The sequence below is a fragment of the Nonomuraea sp. NPDC050227 genome, assembly GCF_044459705.1.
Taxonomy (GTDB): domain Bacteria; phylum Actinomycetota; class Actinomycetes; order Streptosporangiales; family Streptosporangiaceae; genus Nonomuraea.
Genome location: NZ_JBITJF010000006.1, coordinates 568,014 through 584,557, shown reverse-complemented (window position 1 = coordinate 584,557; position 16,544 = coordinate 568,014). Strand labels below are relative to the sequence as shown.

Annotated in this window: 16 protein-coding genes; 9 read left to right on the top strand and 7 right to left on the bottom strand. The window is 73.4% G+C overall.

Annotated elements, in window-relative coordinates:
* The first annotated feature begins 5 nt into the window (after positions 1–5).
* Entirely contained in the window at positions 6–563 is a 558-nt protein-coding gene (gene thpR / locus ACIBK9_RS26230; RefSeq protein ID WP_397161666.1) for an RNA 2',3'-cyclic phosphodiesterase, read from the top strand.
* A gap of 147 nt (positions 564–710) precedes the next feature.
* On the opposite strand, the gene ACIBK9_RS26225 is transcribed toward thpR, so the two are convergent.
* Positions 711–1,679: an aldo/keto reductase gene (locus ACIBK9_RS26225; protein WP_397161665.1), complete on the bottom strand. Its 969-nt coding sequence runs from the start codon at positions 1,677–1,679 to the stop codon at positions 711–713.
* 70 nt (positions 1,680–1,749) lie between these two features.
* On the opposite strand from ACIBK9_RS26225, the gene ACIBK9_RS26220 reads away from it, so the two are divergent.
* Positions 1,750–3,021 (top strand): MATE family efflux transporter, encoded by a 1,272-nt coding sequence (locus ACIBK9_RS26220; protein ID WP_397161664.1) that lies wholly within the window; start codon positions 1,750–1,752, stop codon positions 3,019–3,021.
* Positions 3,022–3,056: 35 nt separating this feature from the next.
* Entirely contained in the window at positions 3,057–4,055 is a 999-nt protein-coding gene (locus ACIBK9_RS26215; protein WP_397161663.1) for a hypothetical protein, read from the top strand.
* A 4-nt stretch (positions 4,056–4,059) separates the two neighbouring features.
* On the opposite strand, the gene ACIBK9_RS26210 is transcribed toward ACIBK9_RS26215, so the two are convergent.
* Complete coding sequence (locus ACIBK9_RS26210; RefSeq protein WP_397161662.1) at positions 4,060–4,431, bottom strand: hypothetical protein; 372 nt, start codon at positions 4,429–4,431, stop codon at positions 4,060–4,062.
* A gap of 73 nt (positions 4,432–4,504) precedes the next feature.
* Between ACIBK9_RS26210 and lhgO the strand changes: the two genes are divergently transcribed.
* The 6 genes from lhgO (at position 4,505) to ACIBK9_RS26180 (ending at position 12,073) form a co-directional block, all read left to right on the top strand.
* Positions 4,505–5,692: an L-2-hydroxyglutarate oxidase gene (lhgO, locus tag ACIBK9_RS26205; RefSeq protein ID WP_397161661.1), complete on the top strand. Its 1,188-nt coding sequence runs from the start codon at positions 4,505–4,507 to the stop codon at positions 5,690–5,692.
* Positions 5,693–5,709: 17 nt separating this feature from the next.
* A complete protein-coding gene (locus ACIBK9_RS26200; RefSeq protein ID WP_352361663.1) occupies positions 5,710–6,402 on the top strand; it encodes a response regulator transcription factor in 693 nt (230 codons plus the stop codon).
* Entirely contained in the window at positions 6,402–7,814 is a 1,413-nt protein-coding gene (locus ACIBK9_RS26195) for a sensor histidine kinase (RefSeq protein ID WP_397161660.1), read from the top strand. Before ACIBK9_RS26200 ends, ACIBK9_RS26195 begins: the two co-directional genes overlap by 1 nt.
* Before the next feature lie 83 nt (positions 7,815–7,897).
* Positions 7,898–8,557: a response regulator transcription factor gene (locus ACIBK9_RS26190; RefSeq protein ID WP_352361783.1), complete on the top strand. Its 660-nt coding sequence runs from the start codon at positions 7,898–7,900 to the stop codon at positions 8,555–8,557.
* Positions 8,558–8,666: 109 nt separating this feature from the next.
* Entirely contained in the window at positions 8,667–10,469 is a 1,803-nt protein-coding gene (locus tag ACIBK9_RS26185; RefSeq protein ID WP_397161659.1) for an ABC transporter, read from the top strand.
* Positions 10,466–12,073 carry a GTPase family protein gene (locus ACIBK9_RS26180; protein WP_397161658.1) on the top strand — a complete coding sequence of 536 codons (1,608 nt, stop codon included), beginning with the start codon at positions 10,466–10,468 and terminating at the stop codon, positions 12,071–12,073. Before ACIBK9_RS26185 ends, ACIBK9_RS26180 begins: the two co-directional genes overlap by 4 nt.
* 43 nt (positions 12,074–12,116) lie before the next feature.
* On the opposite strand, the gene ACIBK9_RS26175 is transcribed toward ACIBK9_RS26180, so the two are convergent.
* The 5 genes from ACIBK9_RS26175 to tdh form a co-directional block, all read right to left on the bottom strand.
* A complete protein-coding gene (locus ACIBK9_RS26175) occupies positions 12,117–12,443 on the bottom strand; it encodes a hypothetical protein (protein ID WP_397161657.1) in 327 nt (108 codons plus the stop codon).
* Entirely contained in the window at positions 12,419–13,273 is an 855-nt protein-coding gene (locus ACIBK9_RS26170) for an MFS transporter (protein ID WP_397161656.1), read from the bottom strand. The genes ACIBK9_RS26175 and ACIBK9_RS26170 overlap by 25 nt, the downstream gene beginning before the upstream one ends.
* Before the next feature lie 69 nt (positions 13,274–13,342).
* Positions 13,343–14,245: a LysR family transcriptional regulator gene (locus ACIBK9_RS26165; protein ID WP_387681267.1), complete on the bottom strand. Its 903-nt coding sequence runs from the start codon at positions 14,243–14,245 to the stop codon at positions 13,343–13,345.
* 13 nt (positions 14,246–14,258) lie between these two features.
* On the bottom strand, positions 14,259–15,431 hold the full coding sequence (locus tag ACIBK9_RS26160; RefSeq protein ID WP_387681264.1) for a glycine C-acetyltransferase: 1,173 nt from the start codon (positions 15,429–15,431) through the stop codon (positions 14,259–14,261).
* Complete coding sequence (gene tdh, locus ACIBK9_RS26155) at positions 15,431–16,459, bottom strand: L-threonine 3-dehydrogenase (protein ID WP_387681261.1); 1,029 nt, start codon at positions 16,457–16,459, stop codon at positions 15,431–15,433. The genes ACIBK9_RS26160 and tdh overlap by 1 nt, the downstream gene beginning before the upstream one ends.
* Positions 16,460–16,544: the final 85 nt, after the last annotated feature.

The window sequence follows — 16,544 nt, the reverse complement described above, 5'->3', positions numbered from 1 at the left end:
ATGACATGAGGCTCTTCGCGGCCGTGGTCCCGCCTGAGGAGGCGCTCGACGAGGTCGAGCGGGCCGTGGCGCCGTACGTCGGGCAGGTGCCGGGGCTGCGCTGGGCCGGCCGCCCCACCTGGCACGTCACGCTGGCCTTCTACGGCGAGGTGCCCGAACGGGCGCTGTCCGACCTCCAGGTGCGCCTGGAGCGGGCCGCCCACCGGCACACGGTGCTCGACGTGGCCCTCGCCGGGGCCGGGGCGTTCTCCTCGGCGCGGCGGGCCAGGGTGCTCTGGGCCGGGGTCGCGGGCGACCCCATGACCCGGCTGGCCGACTCGGCCCGCGCGGCCGGCCGCCGCGCGGGGGCCGTGCAGACCGACGAGAAACGGTTCCACGCCCATCTCACCCTGGCCAGGGCCCGGACAGACGTCGACCTCAGAGAGCTGGTGGAGTCGCTGGCCGGGTTCGCCGGGTCGCCGTGGCGGGCCGAGCGGCTGCACCTGTTCCGCAGCCACACCGGGCCTGCGGTGAGGTACGAGTCACTCGGCGATTGGGCGCTCGCACCGGTGAAGCAGGGCTAGGCTCCAGGGCGTGGACCGTCCTCGCCCCTGGCTGCTGCCCCTCGTGCTCGGCCTGCTGTTCCTGATCGTCCTTCTCGGCGCCCTGCTGACCTGAGCCGCCCCGAGCGGCCGGGCCCGTGGTCGTGCCGGGCCCGGCCGGTCACGCCGTCACCAGGCGTAGTCCTCCGGGGCGGTGCGGTGGCCGGGGAAGATCTCGTCGAGGCGGGCCAGGGTGGCCTCGTCCAGCTCGATCTCCAGCGTGCGCATGCTGCCTTCGAGCTGCTCCAGCGTGCGCGGGCCGATGATCGGGGCGGTCACCGCGCGCTGCCGCAGCAGCCAGGCCAGCGCCACGTACGCCGGGTCCTCGCCCAGCTCGTCGCAGAGCTTCTCGTACGCCTCGATCTTGTCCCGGTGCTTGTCCAGCTCCCGCACCATGGTGTCGGAGGCGGACCGGCCCTTGTCGATCTTGCGCAGGACGCCGCCGAGCAGGCCGCCGGCCAGCGGGCTCCACGGGATCACGCCGATGCCGTAGTCCTCGCAGGCGGGCAGCACCTCCAGCTCCACCGCCCGGGTGAGCAGGTTGTAGTGGCTCTGCTCGCTGGTCAGCCCGAACGTGCCGCGCCGCGCCGCCGTCTCCTGGGCCTTGGCGATGTGCCAGCCCGCGAAGTTGGACGAGCCCACGTAGATGACCTTGCCCTGCTGCCGCAGGACCTCCATGGCCTCCCAGAACTCCTCGAACGGCGTGTTCCGGTCGACGTGGTGGGCCTGGTAGATGTCGATGTAGTCGGTCTGCATGCGCTTCAGCGAGGCGTCGCAGGCCCGGCGGATGTTCAGCGCCGACAGGCGGCGCTCGTTGGGCCAGTCGCCCATGTCGCCGTAGAGCTTGGTCGCGATGACCGTGCGCTCGCGCCGGCCGCCGCCCTGGGCGAACCAGCGGCCCAGGATGTTCTCCGTGATGCCCTCGCCCTTCTTCCAGCCGTAGACGTTCGCGGTGTCGAAGAAGTTGATGCCCAGGTCGTGGGCCTTGTCCATGATCGCGAAGGAGTCTTCCTCCGAGGTCAGCGGGCCGAAGTTCATCGTGCCGAGGCAGAGCGGGCTCACCTGGAGGCCGCTGCGTCCGAGGTTGACATAGTCCATGGGGTCCACACTAAATACCTGGAGTGCGCTCCAGGCCATAGGGTGAGTTCATGATCTGCGCGGGGTCGTCGTGATCGTCCTGCTCCGCGCCGCGCTGCCGGTCTTCCTGGCGATGGTCACCGGCATGGTGGGCACGCTGGTGGTCACGTCCGTGCTCGGCAACCACGAGACGGTCGCGCTGGCCGCCTTCGCGGTGATGACCGCGGTGCTCAACCCGGCCACCGCCGCCGTGCAGGGCGCGCTGCGGGGGCTGGGGCCGTTCGTGGCGCCGTACCGGGACGATCCGGGCGCGGCGGTCCCTGTTGTACGGGACGCGCGCTGGCTGAGCCTGGTCACGGGCACGCTGGGGGCGCTCGCCGTGATCTGCGTGCCCGCGCTCGCGCGGGTGAGCGGGGTGCCCGGCGAGGTGGTCGGCGAGCTGGGCCTGCTGCCCTGGTTCCTGGCCGCCTACCTGCTGGTCTTCGCCACGACCGGCGGCGCGAGCACGATCCTGGTGGCCCTCGGGCGCAGCCGCGACGTGTTGTGGCCCAGCCTCACCTTCGGCCTGCTGCTGAGCGTGCTGACCGCGGTGCTGGCGCCGCGGCTCGGCCTCGACGGCGTGGGCGTGGCCTGGGTGGTCGCCGGCGTGGTGGCCGCGGTCGTGGCGAGCCGCCTGCTGCGCAGGGCGCTCGGGCGGCCGATCGGTCAGGGGCGGCCCAGGGTGGCCGAGATCGTCCGGCTGGCCAGGGTCAGCGTGCCGCTGGCGGCGACCGTGCTGATCAAGTTCGGGGTGCTCGGCGTGGTCACGTTCGCCGCGGGCGCGACCGGCGCCCGCGACACCGCGGCGCACGCGGTGCTGACCACGCTCACCGGCCTCATCATGTTGGTCTCGCTGTCCGTCGCGCAGGCGTCGGTGCCCGAGGTGGCCCGCGCCGGCGACCCGGCCGGGGCGCGGCGGGCCAACCGCGCCGCCGCGCTGCTCGCCGTCGCCGGGACGCTGGCTGCGGCCCTGGTGCTGCTGCTGCTCGGCGAGCGGGTGCTCGGGCTGTTCACCGGCGACGCCGCCGTACGCGAGCGGGCCCTCGCGCTGCTGCCGCTGATGCTGGCGTCGTCGCTGGCCGACGCCGCGCAGGCGGTGCAGGGCATGGGGCTGACCGCGCTCAAGAGGTCCGGGGCGAGCCTGGCCTACTTCGTCCTCGGCTACGGCGTGCTCCTGGCGGTCGCCGTGCCGGTGGCGCGGACGTGGGGCATCACCGGGCTCTGGGTGGCCATGGCGGCGGCCAACGGCCTGCTCCTGGTGCTCCAGGGAGCCGGGTTCCGCCGTCACAGCGCCCGCGTGGGCACGGCCGAGGCGGTGGCCTGAGCGTCCCGGGCGCAGCCGTGGGGCATGATGGCGAGGTGGGGGATGTCGTGTTCCGGGTCCTGGCCGCCGTGGCGGCGACGTTCGCGCTGTCGGCGGCTCCGGCGTGGGCCGACGACGACGGGCCGGAGAAGCTGTTCACGTTCAAGGATCGGAACATCACCGAGTCGAGCGGCCTGGCCGTGTCGCCCACGCACGAGAACGTCTTCTACACCCACAACGACAGCTCCGCCGCCCCCGTGTTCTACGCGGTCGGCGCCGACGGGCGGACGAAGGCCACCTTCCACCTGCGTGGCGCCGAGGCCAGGGACTGGGAGGCCATGGCCGCGACCAGGGACCCGGACACCGGGCAGGGCACGCTCTGGTTCGCCGACATCGGCGACAACCTCGACGGCGCCTGGCCCGACGTGTCGATCTACAAGGTCGCCGAGCCGCGCACGCTCCGGGACGCCACGCTGCCGGCCACCCGCTACCGCTTCCGCTACGCCGGCGGCGGCCGCAACGCCGAGGGCATCATGATCAACCCACGCACCGGCCGCCTGTACGTCGTGTCCAAGGAGTTCTCCGGGGCCGTCTACGCCGCGCCGAAGAAGCTCCGCACCGACAAGGTCAACATCCTGCGCCGGGTCGCCGCGGCCCCGATCATGGCCACGGACGCCGCCTACGCCCCCGACGGCTCCTCCTACGTCGTCCGCACGTACTTCTCGGCCACCCTCTACCGCCCGTCGGGGGAGACCCTGGCCAGGGTGCCCATGCCGGAGCTGCGGCAGGCCGAGTCGATCGCCTACACCGCCGACGGCAAGGCCCTGCTGGTCGGCTCGGAGGGCCCGAACAGCCCGGTCTACCGGGTGCCGCTGCCCGAGCGCGCCCAGGCCACGCGCACCCCCACGCCGAAGCCCGTCGCCGTCCAGGAGAGCGCGCGGCCGTCCGACACCGGCGAGCCGAGCGGCCTGACCGTCAAAGACGTGCTGATCTGGCTGGCCGCGGCCGCGGGCGCGACCGGGGTGATCACCTTCATCGCGCGCCGCACCCGGTGAGCCGTCAGGGGTGACGCATGGTCGCGGTGAACATGTCGCCGCGCAGCGCGCGCTCGACCACCTCGATCGAGCGTGACAGGCGCACCAGCCGCGGCCCCTCCTCGCGGTAGGCGTCGAGCACGGCCTCGATGGCGTGCGGCGGCAGGTGGCCCTTGAGATCGACGGCCGCGCCGCGATAGCCCGCGCGGGCGGCCTCGACCGCCGACCGCACGTGATGCCTGGCCATGCTGGCCAGGGCCACCGGGTGCCGCCTCAGCACTTCGTAGGCCCGGTAGTCGGGCGGCACCGCGTCGAGCAGCCAGGCCACCGCCGAGGTCTCCCAGTCGGGGACGCTGGGCGGGCGGACCTCGGCGGGCCACTCTGGCGGGACGTACATGAAGGCCATCGTACTCATGTTCGATTCGCCCAGGTATGGCGACAGGGCGGCCTTTACCAGGAAAATCAGGTGTGTGACGGAAAAGATCGGTGTCGTCGGCGCCGGGATCGTCGGACTGGCCGTGGCGCGCGAGCTGGCCGCCCGCGGCGCCGAGGTGACCGTGCTGGACAAGGAGCCGCGCGTCGGCGCCCATCAGACCGGGCACAACAGCGGCGTCGTGCACGCCGGGATCTACTACCCGCCGGGGTCGCTCAAGGCCAGGCTGTGCCGGGAGGGCGTGGCGCTGCTCAAGGCGTACTGCGCCGAGCACGAGCTGCCCTACCGGGAGGTCGGCAAGCTGGTCGTGGCGAGCACGCGGGCCGAGCGGGCGCCGCTGCGCGCGCTGGCCGAGCGGGCGCGGGCCAACGGCGTGCCGGGCGTCGCCGAGCTGGACGCCCTCGGCCTGCGCGAGATCGAGCCGCACGCGGTCGGCGTCGCCGCGATCCACTCGCCGCACACCGCCATCGCCGACTTCCCCGCCGTCGCCCGCGCGCTCGCCCTCGACGTCGCCAGGACGGGCGGCTCGGTCCGCCTGTCGCACCCCGTACGGGCGATCCGCGAGACGTCGAGGGGCGTCGAGGTGCTGGCCGGGGGGCGGCGGTTCACCTTCGACCGGCTGGTGGTCTGCGGCGGCCTCGGCACGGACGCGGTCGCCAGGATGGCCGGGGCGGCGGGGGACGTGCGGATCGTGCCGTTCCGCGGCGAGTACTACGCGCTGGCCGGGGCGGCCAGGGAGCTGGTGCGCGGGCTGATCTACCCGGTGCCCGACCCGCGGTACCCGTTCCTGGGCGTGCATCTGACCAGGCACATCGACGACGAGGTCCTGGTGGGGCCGAACGCGGTGCTGGCCCTGGCCTACGAAGGCTACCGATGGCGAGATGTACGAAATTTCGGTCAAATTATGCGTTGGCCGGGGACACTTCGCATGGCTCGCACCCACTGGCGTACCGGGATCAAGGAGGTCTACGGCTCGCTCGTCAAGAGCGCGTTCGTCCGGGCCGCCAGGCGGTACGTGCCCGAGCTCACCGCCGCCGACCTCGTCAGGACCGGCGGCGGCGTACGCGCCCAGGCCGTCGCCAGGGACGGCCGGCTGGTGGACGACTTCGTGGTCGACGTCCACGGGAGCGTGGTGCTGGTGCGCAACGCGCCCTCGCCCGCGGCGACGTCAAGTCTGGCAATTGCCCGGCATATTGCCGGAATTGTTCCAGCACTCTCCCGATGAGGGCATCCTTGGAGGTGATGGAATCACGCCTGCTGATCGTCGAGGACGACCCCAACATCCTCGAACTCCTCGCCGCGAGCCTGAGGTTCGCGGGCTTCGACGTGACCACGGCCAAGAGCGGCCTCGACGCCGTCAACGCCGTGCAACGGCACCGGCCCGACCTCGTCGTGCTCGACGTCATGCTGCCCGACCTGGACGGGTTCGAGATCGTCCGCCGGATGCGGAGCGGCGGGCTGCACACGCCCGTGGTGTTCCTGACCGCCCGCGACGAGACCGAGGACAAGATCCGCGGGCTCACGATCGGCGGCGACGACTACGTCACCAAGCCGTTCAGCCTGGAGGAGGTCGTGGCCAGGATCCACGCGGTGCTCCGGCGCACGAGCGGGGACGCGCAGGCCGCGCCGCCCAGGCTGACCTTCGCCGACATCGAGCTGGACGAGGAGAGCCACGAGGTCTGGCGCGGCGGCAACGCCGTCTCGCTCTCGCCGACCGAGTTCAAGCTGCTGCGCTACTTCATGACCAACGCCGGTCGCGTGCTGTCCAAGCCGCAGATCCTCGACCACGTCTGGGACTACGACTTCAGGGGCGAGGTGGGCATCGTGGAGTCGTACGTGTCCGTCCTGCGCCGGAAGATCGACAACCGTAGCCCCCGGCTCATCCACACCCTGCGGGGCGTCGGATACGTGCTGCGCCTGCCGCCGAGCCCCTGATGAGAGCCCTGCCGCTGAGGGTCAAGCTGATCGCGGCGATGCTGGCCCTGCTGGGCTGCGGCATGACCTTCGTCGGCCTGGTCAGCGTCTCGGTCCTGCACGGTTACCTCATGGACCGGGTGGACAGCCAGCTCAACCTGCTCAGCGTGCGCATGCACAAGAAGGTCGTCAGCGACTGGCGGCGGGACAGGGAGACCCCCGACCGCCCGATCCTCATCGAGTCCGACGCGATCGCGCTGGTCAAGGAGCCGGGTGAGGCGTTCGTCCCGATGCTGCGCGACCGCGACGTGGACGCCAAGCCCAAGCCCGTGCTGCGCGAGTCGCCCGGCGAGGACGCCTACACCGCGCCCGCCGTCGGCGGCGACGGCGAGTGGCGGGTGCTGCAGAGCGAGATCCAGCGGCGCACGCTGGTCGTCGCGGTGGACCTGGAGGAGGTGGACGCCATCACCCGGCGGCTCGTGCTGATCGAGCTGCTCGGCGGCGGCGGCATCCTGCTCATCCTGGCGGTCGCGGGCGTCACGATCGTGCGCCGCAGCATGCGCCCGCTCGGCCAGATCGAGCGCACGGCCGAGGCCATCGCGGGCGGCGAGCTCGGCCGCCGGGTGCCGGACGCCGACCCCCGCACCGAGGTGGGCCGCCTGGCCAGGTCGCTCAACGGCATGCTCGCGCAGATCGAGACCGCCTTCGCCGCACGCTCTGCGTCGGAGGCGGCGGCCCGCCGCTCCGAGGACCGCATGCGCCAGTTCGTCGGCGACGCCTCCCACGAGCTGCGCACCCCGCTCACCTCCATCCGCGGCTTCGCCGAGTACGCCCGCCAGAACCCCGGCGCCGACCCCGCCGAGCTGATGCAGCGCGTGGAGAAGGCCGCCGGGCGCATGAGCCTGCTGGTGGACGACCTGCTGCTGCTGGCCAGGGTGGACCAGCAGCGCCCGCTCCAGATGCGCCCGGTGGACATGCTGGCCCTGGTCGCCGACGCCGTGCACGACGCCAGGATCCTCGCCCCCGACCGGACGGTGAAGCTGGACGTGGTCGGCGGCGCGGCGCTCATCGTCTCCGGCGACGAGGTGCGCCTGCGGCAGGTCATCAGCAACCTCATGACCAACGCCATCGTGCACACCGAGCCCGGCACGCCCATCGTCGTCCGGGCCGGGGCGACCGACGACACCGTCTTCACCGAGGTCGCCGACAGCGGCCCCGGCCTGCCGCCCGAGCAGGTCGAGCGGGTCTTCGAACGTTTCTACCGCGCCGACTCCGCGCGCAGCCGCCGCCGTTCCTCCGAGGACCGCGGCAGCGGGCTCGGCCTGGCCATCGTGCAGGCGCTCGTCCAGGCTCACGGCGGGACCGTGACGCTGACCAGCTCGCCCGAGGAGGGCTCCACCTTCCGGGTCGAACTCCCACTCGCCTTGGAGTGAGCCTTCAGCTAACCCTCAGGTGCCTGGGTCACCCTGGAATCGTGACAAAACCCGAGCTCCGCGAGGTCCGCGAGGCGTTGATCATGGTGGTGGACGACGAGCCCAGCATCAGGGACCTGCTCTCCGCCAGCCTGCGCTTCTCCGGATTCGAGGTGCTGACCGCCGCCGACGGGCAGGAGGCCGTCGAGGTCGCCGAACGCGCCGCGCCCGACCTGGTGGTGCTCGACGTCATGCTGCCCGACCTGGACGGGTTCGAGGTGGCCAGGCGGATCGACGCGCCCGTGCTGTTCCTCACCGCCCGGGACGCCACCGAGGACAAGATCGCCGGTCTCCGGGTGGGCGACGACTACGTCACCAAGCCGTTCAGCCTGGAGGAGGTGCAGGCCAGGATCCGGGCGGTGCTGCGCCGTACCAGGACGGAGGGGGCGCCGGCCAGCCGGCTGAAGGTGGCCGACCTGGAGCTGGACGAGGACGCCCGCGAGGTCTGGCGGGCCGGCCGCCAGGTGCGGCTGTCCCCGACGGAGTTCAAGCTGCTGCACTACTTCATGGTCAACGCCGGCCGCGTGTTGTCGAAGGCGCAGATCCTCGACCACGTGTGGAACTACGACTTCGGCGGCGACGCCGGCGTCGTCGAGTCGTACGTCTCCTACCTGCGGCGCAAGGTGGACGACGTCGAGCCCCGCCTGATCCACACGCTGCGCAGCGTCGGGTACGTGCTCAGGGAGCCGCCGCCCGCCGGTTGATCCCCGCCGCGCGGCCCCGGCCGGTGGACCGTCCCGGGCGCTCACCGTAGCGTGGACCTGCGGGCGCGAGGTGTCGAGCGGCGTACCGCGGGAAGCGGGGTTGGCACCTATGGATCTGCTGGGGGCGTTGGAGTCGTTGCGCCGCCCGCTCGACCGCGAGCTGTTCCCGCTGGCGATCGGCGAGGCCGCGGCGGACCGGCGTGCCCTGCGCGAGCTGGCCGGGCAGCTCGACGACTACCTGCTGCCGCGGCTGCGGGCGATCGACGCGCCGCTGCTCGCCGTCGTCGGCGGGTCCACCGGGGCGGGCAAGTCCACGCTGGTCAACTCGCTGGTGGGGGCCGACGTGGCCGAGCCCGGCGTGCTGCGGCCCACCACGCTGGTGCCCACGCTCGTCGTCAACCCGGCCGACCGCGACTGGTTCACGGGCCAGAATGTGCTGCCCGGCCTGTCCCGCGCCACCGGCGACTCCGGTGGCGGCGGCGCGGGCGCGCTGCGCGTGGTCGCCTCCGACGCGCTGGGCGCCGGGCTGGCGCTGCTCGACGCCCCCGACATCGACTCCGTGGTCACCTCCAACCGGGAACTGGCCGCGCAGCTCCTCGCCGCCGCCGACCTGTGGCTGTTCGTCACCACCGCCGCCCGGTACGCCGACGAGGTGCCCTGGAGCTTCCTGCGCTCGGCCCGCGAACGCAGCACGGCCCTGGCCGTCGTCCTCGACCGGATCGCGCCCGAGGCCGTCGAGCCCGTCTCACGCGACCTCGACCGGCTCCTGGTGGAGAACGGCCTGCCGGGCACCCGGCTGTTCACCGTGCCCGAGGCCGCGCTGCCCGACGAGAGGGCGCGGCTGCCGGAGGAGTCGGTGCGGCCCATCGTCTCCTGGCTCACGGGGCTGGCCGCCGACGCCGCCGAGCGGGCCCGGGTCGTCCGCCAGACGTTGTCGGGCGCCCTGGACAGCCTGGACACCCGCGTCCCCGCGCTGGCCACGGCCGTCGAACGCCAGCAGGCCGCCTTCGACGGGCTGCGGACGATCGTGACCGGCGCGTACGCGGGCGGCATGGCCGACTTCGACGAGGGCATGCGCGACGGGTCCCTGCTGCGCGGCGAGGTGCTGGCCCGCTGGCAGGACTTCATCGGCACCGGCGACCTCATGCGTTCCCTGGAGAGCCGGGTGGGGTGGCTGCGTGACCGGATCGTCGGCTTCTTCACCGGCCGCGCCCCCGCCGTCGAGCTCAAGGACGCCCTGGAGAGCGGCGTCGAGTCGCTGATCAGGGGCGCGGCCGACGGCGCCGCCGAACGCGCGCTCGAAGGGTGGTCGGCCGCGCCGGGCGGTGGCGGGCTGCTCGACCGGCTCGGCGCCATGGAGGCCGCGCGGCTCGGCCGGGCCTCTCCCGACCTGGCCGGACGGGCCGAGGCGGCGGTGCGCGGCTGGCAGGAGTTCGTCCTCGACCTCGTCCGCGAGGAGGGGGCGGAGAAACGCACCACCGCCCGGCTGGCCTCGTTCGGGGTCAACGGGGCGGGGCTGCTGCTCATGCTGGCCGTGTTCGCCTCGACCGGCGGGCTCACCGGGATCGAGGTCGGCATCGCGGGCGGCACGAGCGTGTTGTCGCAGAAGCTGCTGGAGGCGGTCTTCGGCGATCAGGCCGTGCGCTCGCTGACCACGCGGGCCCGCGAGGACCTGCGCGAACGGGTGCGGGTGCTGCTGGCGGAGGAGGCCGCCCGCTTCACCGACCGGCTGGAGACCGTCGAACCGCCCAGGGGCACGGCCGACGCCCTGCGCGCGGCGGCCCGCGCCGTCCACGACCACCGCGCCGAACTCCCCGCCGCCTCCGCCCCGACGGCGGAACTCCCCGTTCCCCCGGCTCCTCCCGCTCCCACAGCCGAGTTGCCCGCTCGCGACCGCTCGGAGGGGCCGTGAAGCTGCTGCGCCGCAAGGAGGGGCCCTCGCTCGACTCCCGGCTGGCCGCCCTGCTGGAGGCCGCCGAGCTGGCCGAAGGACGCCTTCCCGAGCAGGACGTGTCCGCCGCGCGGTCCGTCGCCGAACGGGCCGGCGCCCGCCGCAGCCTCTCCGTCGACCACACCGTGGCCGCGCTCGCCGGCGCGACCGGCAGCGGCAAGTCCTCGCTCTACAACGCCCTGGCCGGCGAGGACCTGGCCGCCGTGGGCGTCACCAGGCCGACGACGTCCACCGCCCAGGCCGCCCTGTGGGACGGCGAGGGAGCCGGGCCGCTGCTGGACTGGCTGGACGTCCCGCGCCGCCACTCCGCCGCCGAGGCGCCCGGGATGTCGGGTCTCGTCCTCCTCGACCTTCCCGACCACGACTCCATCCGGCTCTCCCACCGCCTTGAGGTGGACCGCCTGGTGGCGCTGGTGGACCTGCTCGTCTGGGTCGTGGACCCGCAGAAGTACGCCGACGCCGCGCTGCATGAACGCTACCTGCGCCCGCTGGCCGGGCACCGCGACGTGATGCTGGTGGTGCTCAACCAGATGGACCGCCTGCCTCCACAGGCTGTGGACCGCTGCGTGGCCGACCTGCGCCGCCTCCTGGAGGAGGACGGGCTGGCGGGCGTGCCGGTGCTGCCGGTCTCCGCCAGGACCGGGGCGGGCCTGCCGGAGCTGCGCTCGGTGCTCGCCGACCGGGTCGCCGAGCGCGAGTCGTGGGCCGCCCGCCTGGCCGCCGACGTCACCGCCGCCGCCGGTCACCTGGCCGCGGACGGCGCCCGGCCGGACCCCGGCGACCGGCGGGCGGCCGGGCTGGACCGGCGGCTCACGGGCGCGCTCTCCCAGGCCGCCGGGGTGCCGCTGGTCCTGGAGGCCGTGGCCAAGGGGCACCGGCACCGGGCCGTGGTCGCCACCGGCTGGCCGGTCACCCGCTGGTTGCGCAGGTTCCGTCCCGACCCGTTGCGCAGGCTCAGGATCGGGGTGGGGAAGCCGGGCAAGGAGATCGTGGGGCGTACGTCGGTGCCGGCGGCGTCGGCCGTACAGCGGGCGCAGGTCGAGACGGCGATCAGGGACGTCGGCGAGGCGGCCGCCGCGGACCTGCCCGGCCCGTGGGCGGCGGCGGTGCGGCAGGCCGCGCGCTCGCGCTCCCCGGAGCTGGCCGACGCGGTGGACCGGGCCGTGGGCCGCACCACCGCGGGCACGACCCGCAGGCCGCGGTGGTGGCGGATGGTGAACGTGCTGCAGTGGCTGGTCTTCGCCGTCATGGTGGCGGGCGCGTTGTGGCTGGGCGTGCTGTTCGGGATGGACTACCTGCGCCTGCCGCAGCCGCCGCTCCCGACCGTGGGCGCGGTGCCGTGGCCGACCGTGCTGCTGGCGGGCGGCGCGCTGGCCGGGGTGGTGGTCGCCTTGTTGTCCAGGCTGGCCGCGTGGGCGGGCGGGCGGCGCCGGGCCAGACGCACGGCCCGCGCCCTGCGCGCCGCCATCGGCGAGGTCGCCGGGAACTACGTGCTGGACCCCGTGACGGCCGAGCTCGACCGCTACGCCCGCTTCACCGAGGCCGTCACCACAGCCCGCTCCTGACCGCCGTCACGCCCGCTCCACCGAGGCCCGCTCCTGACCGCCGTCACGCCCTCCTCCGGCCGAGCAGGGGGACCGCGAGCAGTGCGCCCAGCAGGGCGGACGCCGCGCCGACCAGGAACGGCGCGGGCGCCCCGAACCACTGCCCGGCCACGCCCGCCACCCCCGACCCGGCCGCGCCCCCCACCCCCACAGCCGTGGACAACCACCCGAACGCCTCGCCTTGCGCCCCGGGCGCGAACCGGTCCACCAGCAGCGACGACGTCGTCAACGCCGGATTCAGCACCATCCCCCCGGCGAACAGCACCACCCAGAACACCGGCAACGCCTCCACCACCGCCAGCGGCGTCAGCACGACCCCGAGCGCCAGCATCGCCCCCACCAGCCGCGCCGCCGGCGAGGACGCCCACGTACGGGCCCCGTACCCGGCCGCCCCCGCGATGCCGCCCAGCGAGAGCGCCGCCACCAGCACCCCGGTGGCGGCGGGCACGCCACGGGCGGCCGACAGCGCGGGCACCCCCCCTGCAACGCCCCGATGGTCCCGCCGAGCAGCAGCACCACGGCCAGCAGCACCGGCATCCGGCGGTCCGCGAAGACCCGCCCGCCCTCCCGTACGGACGCCGCCCTGCCCGCCCGCAACGCCCGCGAGAACGCCAGCGTGCCCGCCCCCGCCGCCGCCACCACCGCCCCCAGCGCCAGGGAGGCCGAGGCCACCGCGATCACCAGCCCGAACAGCAGCGGCCCGGCCAGCATGGCCAGCTCCTGCACCAGGTAGACCAGGCTGTAGACGGCCGTGCGGGCGCCGTCGGACACCCGCCGCCCCCACTCGACGCGCATGCTCACCGAGATCGGCGGCAGCCCGGCCCCGGCGACCCAGGCCAGCACCACGGACGTCCACACCGGCCACCCGGCCGCCGCCGCCGCGACGAGCGCGATCAACGCGACGACGTGCAGGAACGCCGTCGCCGCGAGCACCGGCCGAGGCCCGCGCCGGTCCATGAGCCGCCCCTGGACGGGCCTGCCCATGCCCGCGCCCACCGAGAACGCCGCCGCGCACGTGCCCGCGAGCGCCAGCGACCCGGTCGCGTCCTGCACGACCAGCACCATTCCCACGGGCGCGACCTGCTGGGTGAGCTGGGCGAGGAAGCCGGACACGGCCTGCGCCCCGACCCCGGGCAGCCGGAACAGGTCCCGATACGGCATGTCCCTCCCCATACGCCCACGCTAACCCGCAAGATCGCCCTCCAGCGGCGCTCGGGTTCGGCGGGGCGGTCAGTCGGAGGTGAGGGAGGCGGCGACCGTGCGCAACGTCGACAACAGCGGCCGGAGCAGGGGGTGGGCGTCGGCTCCGCGGCGGATCGCGGCGAAGACGCGGCGGTCGGGCCCCGGCGTCTGGCGCACCACCACCCCGGACAGCGCCATGTCCCGCAACGCGAGCCGCGGCACGAGCGCCACCCCCGCGCCGGCCCCCACCAGCGCCACCACGGCCCGGAAGTCGTCGGAGCAGTGGACGACGTTGGGCGTGAACCCCACCTGCTGGCACGCGAACGTGATGACGTCGTGCACGGGATTGCCCGGATAGGGACCGATCCAGGTGTCGGCGGCGAGCGACACCAGCGTGGCCGACCCCGCCTCCGGATGCCCCTCGGGCAGGACCAGGTCGAACGGTTCGGCGTACAGCGGGATGCGCGACAGCCGGCGGTCGGCGGCGTCGGGGCCGCCCCGGTACTCGACCGTCACCGCCAGGTCGGCCCCGCCGTCGAGCAGCATGGCCAGGCTGTGGTCGCCCTCGGCGTCGAGCACCCGGACCTGCAGGCGGGGCGCGGTGGCGCGCAGGGCGGCGATGGCGGGGGAGAGCACGGCGCTGATGGCGGTGGCGAAGCAGGCCACGGCCACCTCGCCGGCCTCGCCGGTGGCGTACGCGGCCACCTCGGCCTCGGCGCGTTCGAGCTGGGCCAGGACCTCGTTGGCGTGCCCCACCATGATCTTGCCCACGGCGGTGAGGTGCACGCCCCGGCCGTCACGCGTGAACAGCCGGTGGCCCACCTCGTGCTCCAGCGCCACGAGCTGCTGGGAGACCGCCGACGGGGTCAGGTGGAGCGCTGCCGCGGCGGCGGTGACCGTGCCGTGGTCGGCCACCGCCCGCAGTGTGCGCAGCCGCCGCGTGTCAATCACGCAGCGAGGATACTCAACCCTGGCGTGCTTGGACGAAAGCCGCTACGGCCCGGTCGACGTCCTCGGTGGAGTGGGCGGCCGAGAGCTGCACCCGGATCCTGGCCTGGCCGTGCGGCACGACCGGGTAGGAGAAGCCGATCACGTAGACGCCCAGGTCGAGGAGGCGTTCGGCCATGGCCCCCGCCTCGGCGGCGTCGCCGATCATCACGGGCACGATCGGGTGCTCGCCGGGCAGGATGTCGAACCCGGCCTTGGTCATCTCGCTGCGGAAGCGCGCGGTGTTCGAGCGCAGCCGCTCGCGCGCCTCGCCGGAGGTCTCCAGCAGGTCGAGGATGCGCAGCGAGGCCGAGGCGATGACCGGGGCCAGGGAGTTGGAGAACAGGTACGGCCGCGACCGCTGGCGCAGCAGCTCGCAGACCTCCTTGCGGGCCGAGACGTAGCCGCCGCTGGCCCCGCCGAGCGCCTTGCCCAGGGTGCCGGTGATGATGTCGACCCGGTCGGTGACGCCGTGCAGCTCGGGCGTGCCGCGGCCGGTGGGGCCGACGAAGCCGACGGCGTGGGAGTCGTCCACCATCACCATGGCGTCGTAGCGGTCGGCCAGGTCGCAGATCTCGCGCAGCGGGGCGAGGTAGCCGTCCATGGAGAAGACGCCGTCGGTGACGATCAGCCGCCGCCGGGCGTCGGACGCCTCCTTGAGCCTGGCCTCCAGCTCGGCCATGTCGCGGTTGGCGTAGCGGAAGCGCTGGGCCTTGGACAGGCGGATGCCGTCGATGATGCTCGCGTGGTTGAGGGCGTCGGAGATGACCGCGTCCTGGGCGTCGAGCAGGGTCTCGAACACGCCGCCGTTGGCGTCGAAGCACGAGCTGTAGAGGACGGTGTCCTCCATGCCCAGGAAGTCCGACAGGCGGGATTCGAGCTCCTTGTGCACCTCCTGGGTGCCGCAGATGAACCGTACGGAGGCCATGCCGAAGCCCCAGCGGTCGAGCGCCTGCTTGGCCGCCTCGACCACCTCGGGGTGGTCGGCCAGGCCCAGGTAGTTGTTGGCGCAGAAGTTCAGCACCTCGCGCCCGGCCACGCCGACCTGGGAGCTCTGCGGGGTGGTGATCACCCGCTCGGGCTTCAGCAGCCCGGCCTCGGTGATCTCGTCGAGCGTCGCACGCAGCTGCTCGCGCACGTTCGTGAACATCAAGCGCTCCAATCGAGGATGACCTTGCCCGTACGGCCGCTCGCGGCCGTGTCGAAGGCGGCGTCGAAGTCGTGGTACGGGAACCGATCGGTGATCACGGGGGAGAGGTCGAGACCCTTTTCCAGCAGGACTGACATGTTGTACCAGGTCTCGTACATCTCCCGGCCGTAAATGCCCTTGATGGTGAGCATCGAGGTCACCACGGTGGCCCAGTCGACGGCGAACTCCTCGGCGGGAAGACCGAGCATCGCGATCTTCCCTCCGTGCGTCATGTTCGCGATCATGTCACGCATGGCCCCAGGGTTACCGGACATCTCAAGCCCGACGTCGAAGCCCTCCCGCAGGTGGAGCTGGCGCATGCCTTCGTCGATCGTCGCCCTGGAGACGTTGAGCGCGAGCGTGACGCCGAGCTTGCCGGCCAGGTCGAGGCGCTCGTCGCTGACGTCGGTGATCATCACGTTGCGCGCGCCCACGTGCGTGGCGACGGCCGCCGCCATCAGCCCGATCGGGCCGGCGCCGGTGATCAGCACGTCCTCACCGACCAGGGGGAAGGACAGCGCGGTGTGCACGGCGTTGCCGAACGGGTCGAAGATGGCCGCCACGTCGGGATGAACGGGAACCCGGTGCACCCACACGTTCGAGGCGGGCAGCGTGACGAACTCGGCGAACGCGCCGTCCCTGTTGACGCCGAGGCCGACCGTGTTGCGGCACAGGTGACGGCGTCCGGCCATGCAGTTGCGGCACTTGCCGCAGACGATGTGGCCCTCGCCGCTCACCAGGTCGCCGACGGCGATGTCCTCCACGCCGGGCGCGACCTCGACCACGTGGCCGGAGAACTCGTGCCCGACGACGAGCGGGAGCTTCAGCGTGTGCCGCGCCCAGTCGTCATATTTGCGGATGTGCAGGTCGGTGCCACAGATGCCGGTACGCAGCACCCGGATCTTCACCTCGCCCGGCCCGACCTCGGGCTCCGGCACGTCCACCAGCCAAAGGCCGGGCTCGGCCTTCTGCTTGACCAGCGCTTTCATCGCTTCACTTCCCCCTGTTCCGAACCTAACGCACTGTGCCCGCTCCCCTCGGAACATGTCCATCGAGGGATTCTTAAGTGCCCCC

What these genes read in the sequence shown, in the direction of transcription:
- ACIBK9_RS26160 (WP_387681264.1), bottom strand. Translation starts at nt 15,431, where the DNA reads ATGTTCACGAACGTGCGCGAGCAGCTGCGTGCGACGCTCGACGAGATC.
- ACIBK9_RS26175 (WP_397161657.1), bottom strand. Translation starts at nt 12,443, where the DNA reads ATGCTGGCGCTCGGGGTCGTGCTGACGCCGCTGGCGGTGGTGGAGGCG.
- tdh (WP_387681261.1), bottom strand. Translation starts at nt 16,459, where the DNA reads ATGAAAGCGCTGGTCAAGCAGAAGGCCGAGCCCGGCCTTTGGCTGGTG.
- ACIBK9_RS26210 (WP_397161662.1), bottom strand. Translation starts at nt 4,431, where the DNA reads ATGTACGTCCCGCCAGAGTGGCCCGCCGAGGTCCGCCCGCCCAGCGTC.
- thpR (WP_397161666.1), top strand. Translation starts at nt 6, where the DNA reads ATGAGGCTCTTCGCGGCCGTGGTCCCGCCTGAGGAGGCGCTCGACGAG.
- ACIBK9_RS26170 (WP_397161656.1), bottom strand. Translation starts at nt 13,273, where the DNA reads ATGCCGTATCGGGACCTGTTCCGGCTGCCCGGGGTCGGGGCGCAGGCC.
- ACIBK9_RS26190 (WP_352361783.1), top strand. Translation starts at nt 7,898, where the DNA reads ATGGTGGTGGACGACGAGCCCAGCATCAGGGACCTGCTCTCCGCCAGC.
- ACIBK9_RS26185 (WP_397161659.1), top strand. Translation starts at nt 8,667, where the DNA reads ATGGATCTGCTGGGGGCGTTGGAGTCGTTGCGCCGCCCGCTCGACCGC.
- ACIBK9_RS26195 (WP_397161660.1), top strand. Translation starts at nt 6,402, where the DNA reads ATGAGAGCCCTGCCGCTGAGGGTCAAGCTGATCGCGGCGATGCTGGCC.
- ACIBK9_RS26200 (WP_352361663.1), top strand. Translation starts at nt 5,710, where the DNA reads ATGGAATCACGCCTGCTGATCGTCGAGGACGACCCCAACATCCTCGAA.
- ACIBK9_RS26225 (WP_397161665.1), bottom strand. Translation starts at nt 1,679, where the DNA reads ATGGACTATGTCAACCTCGGACGCAGCGGCCTCCAGGTGAGCCCGCTC.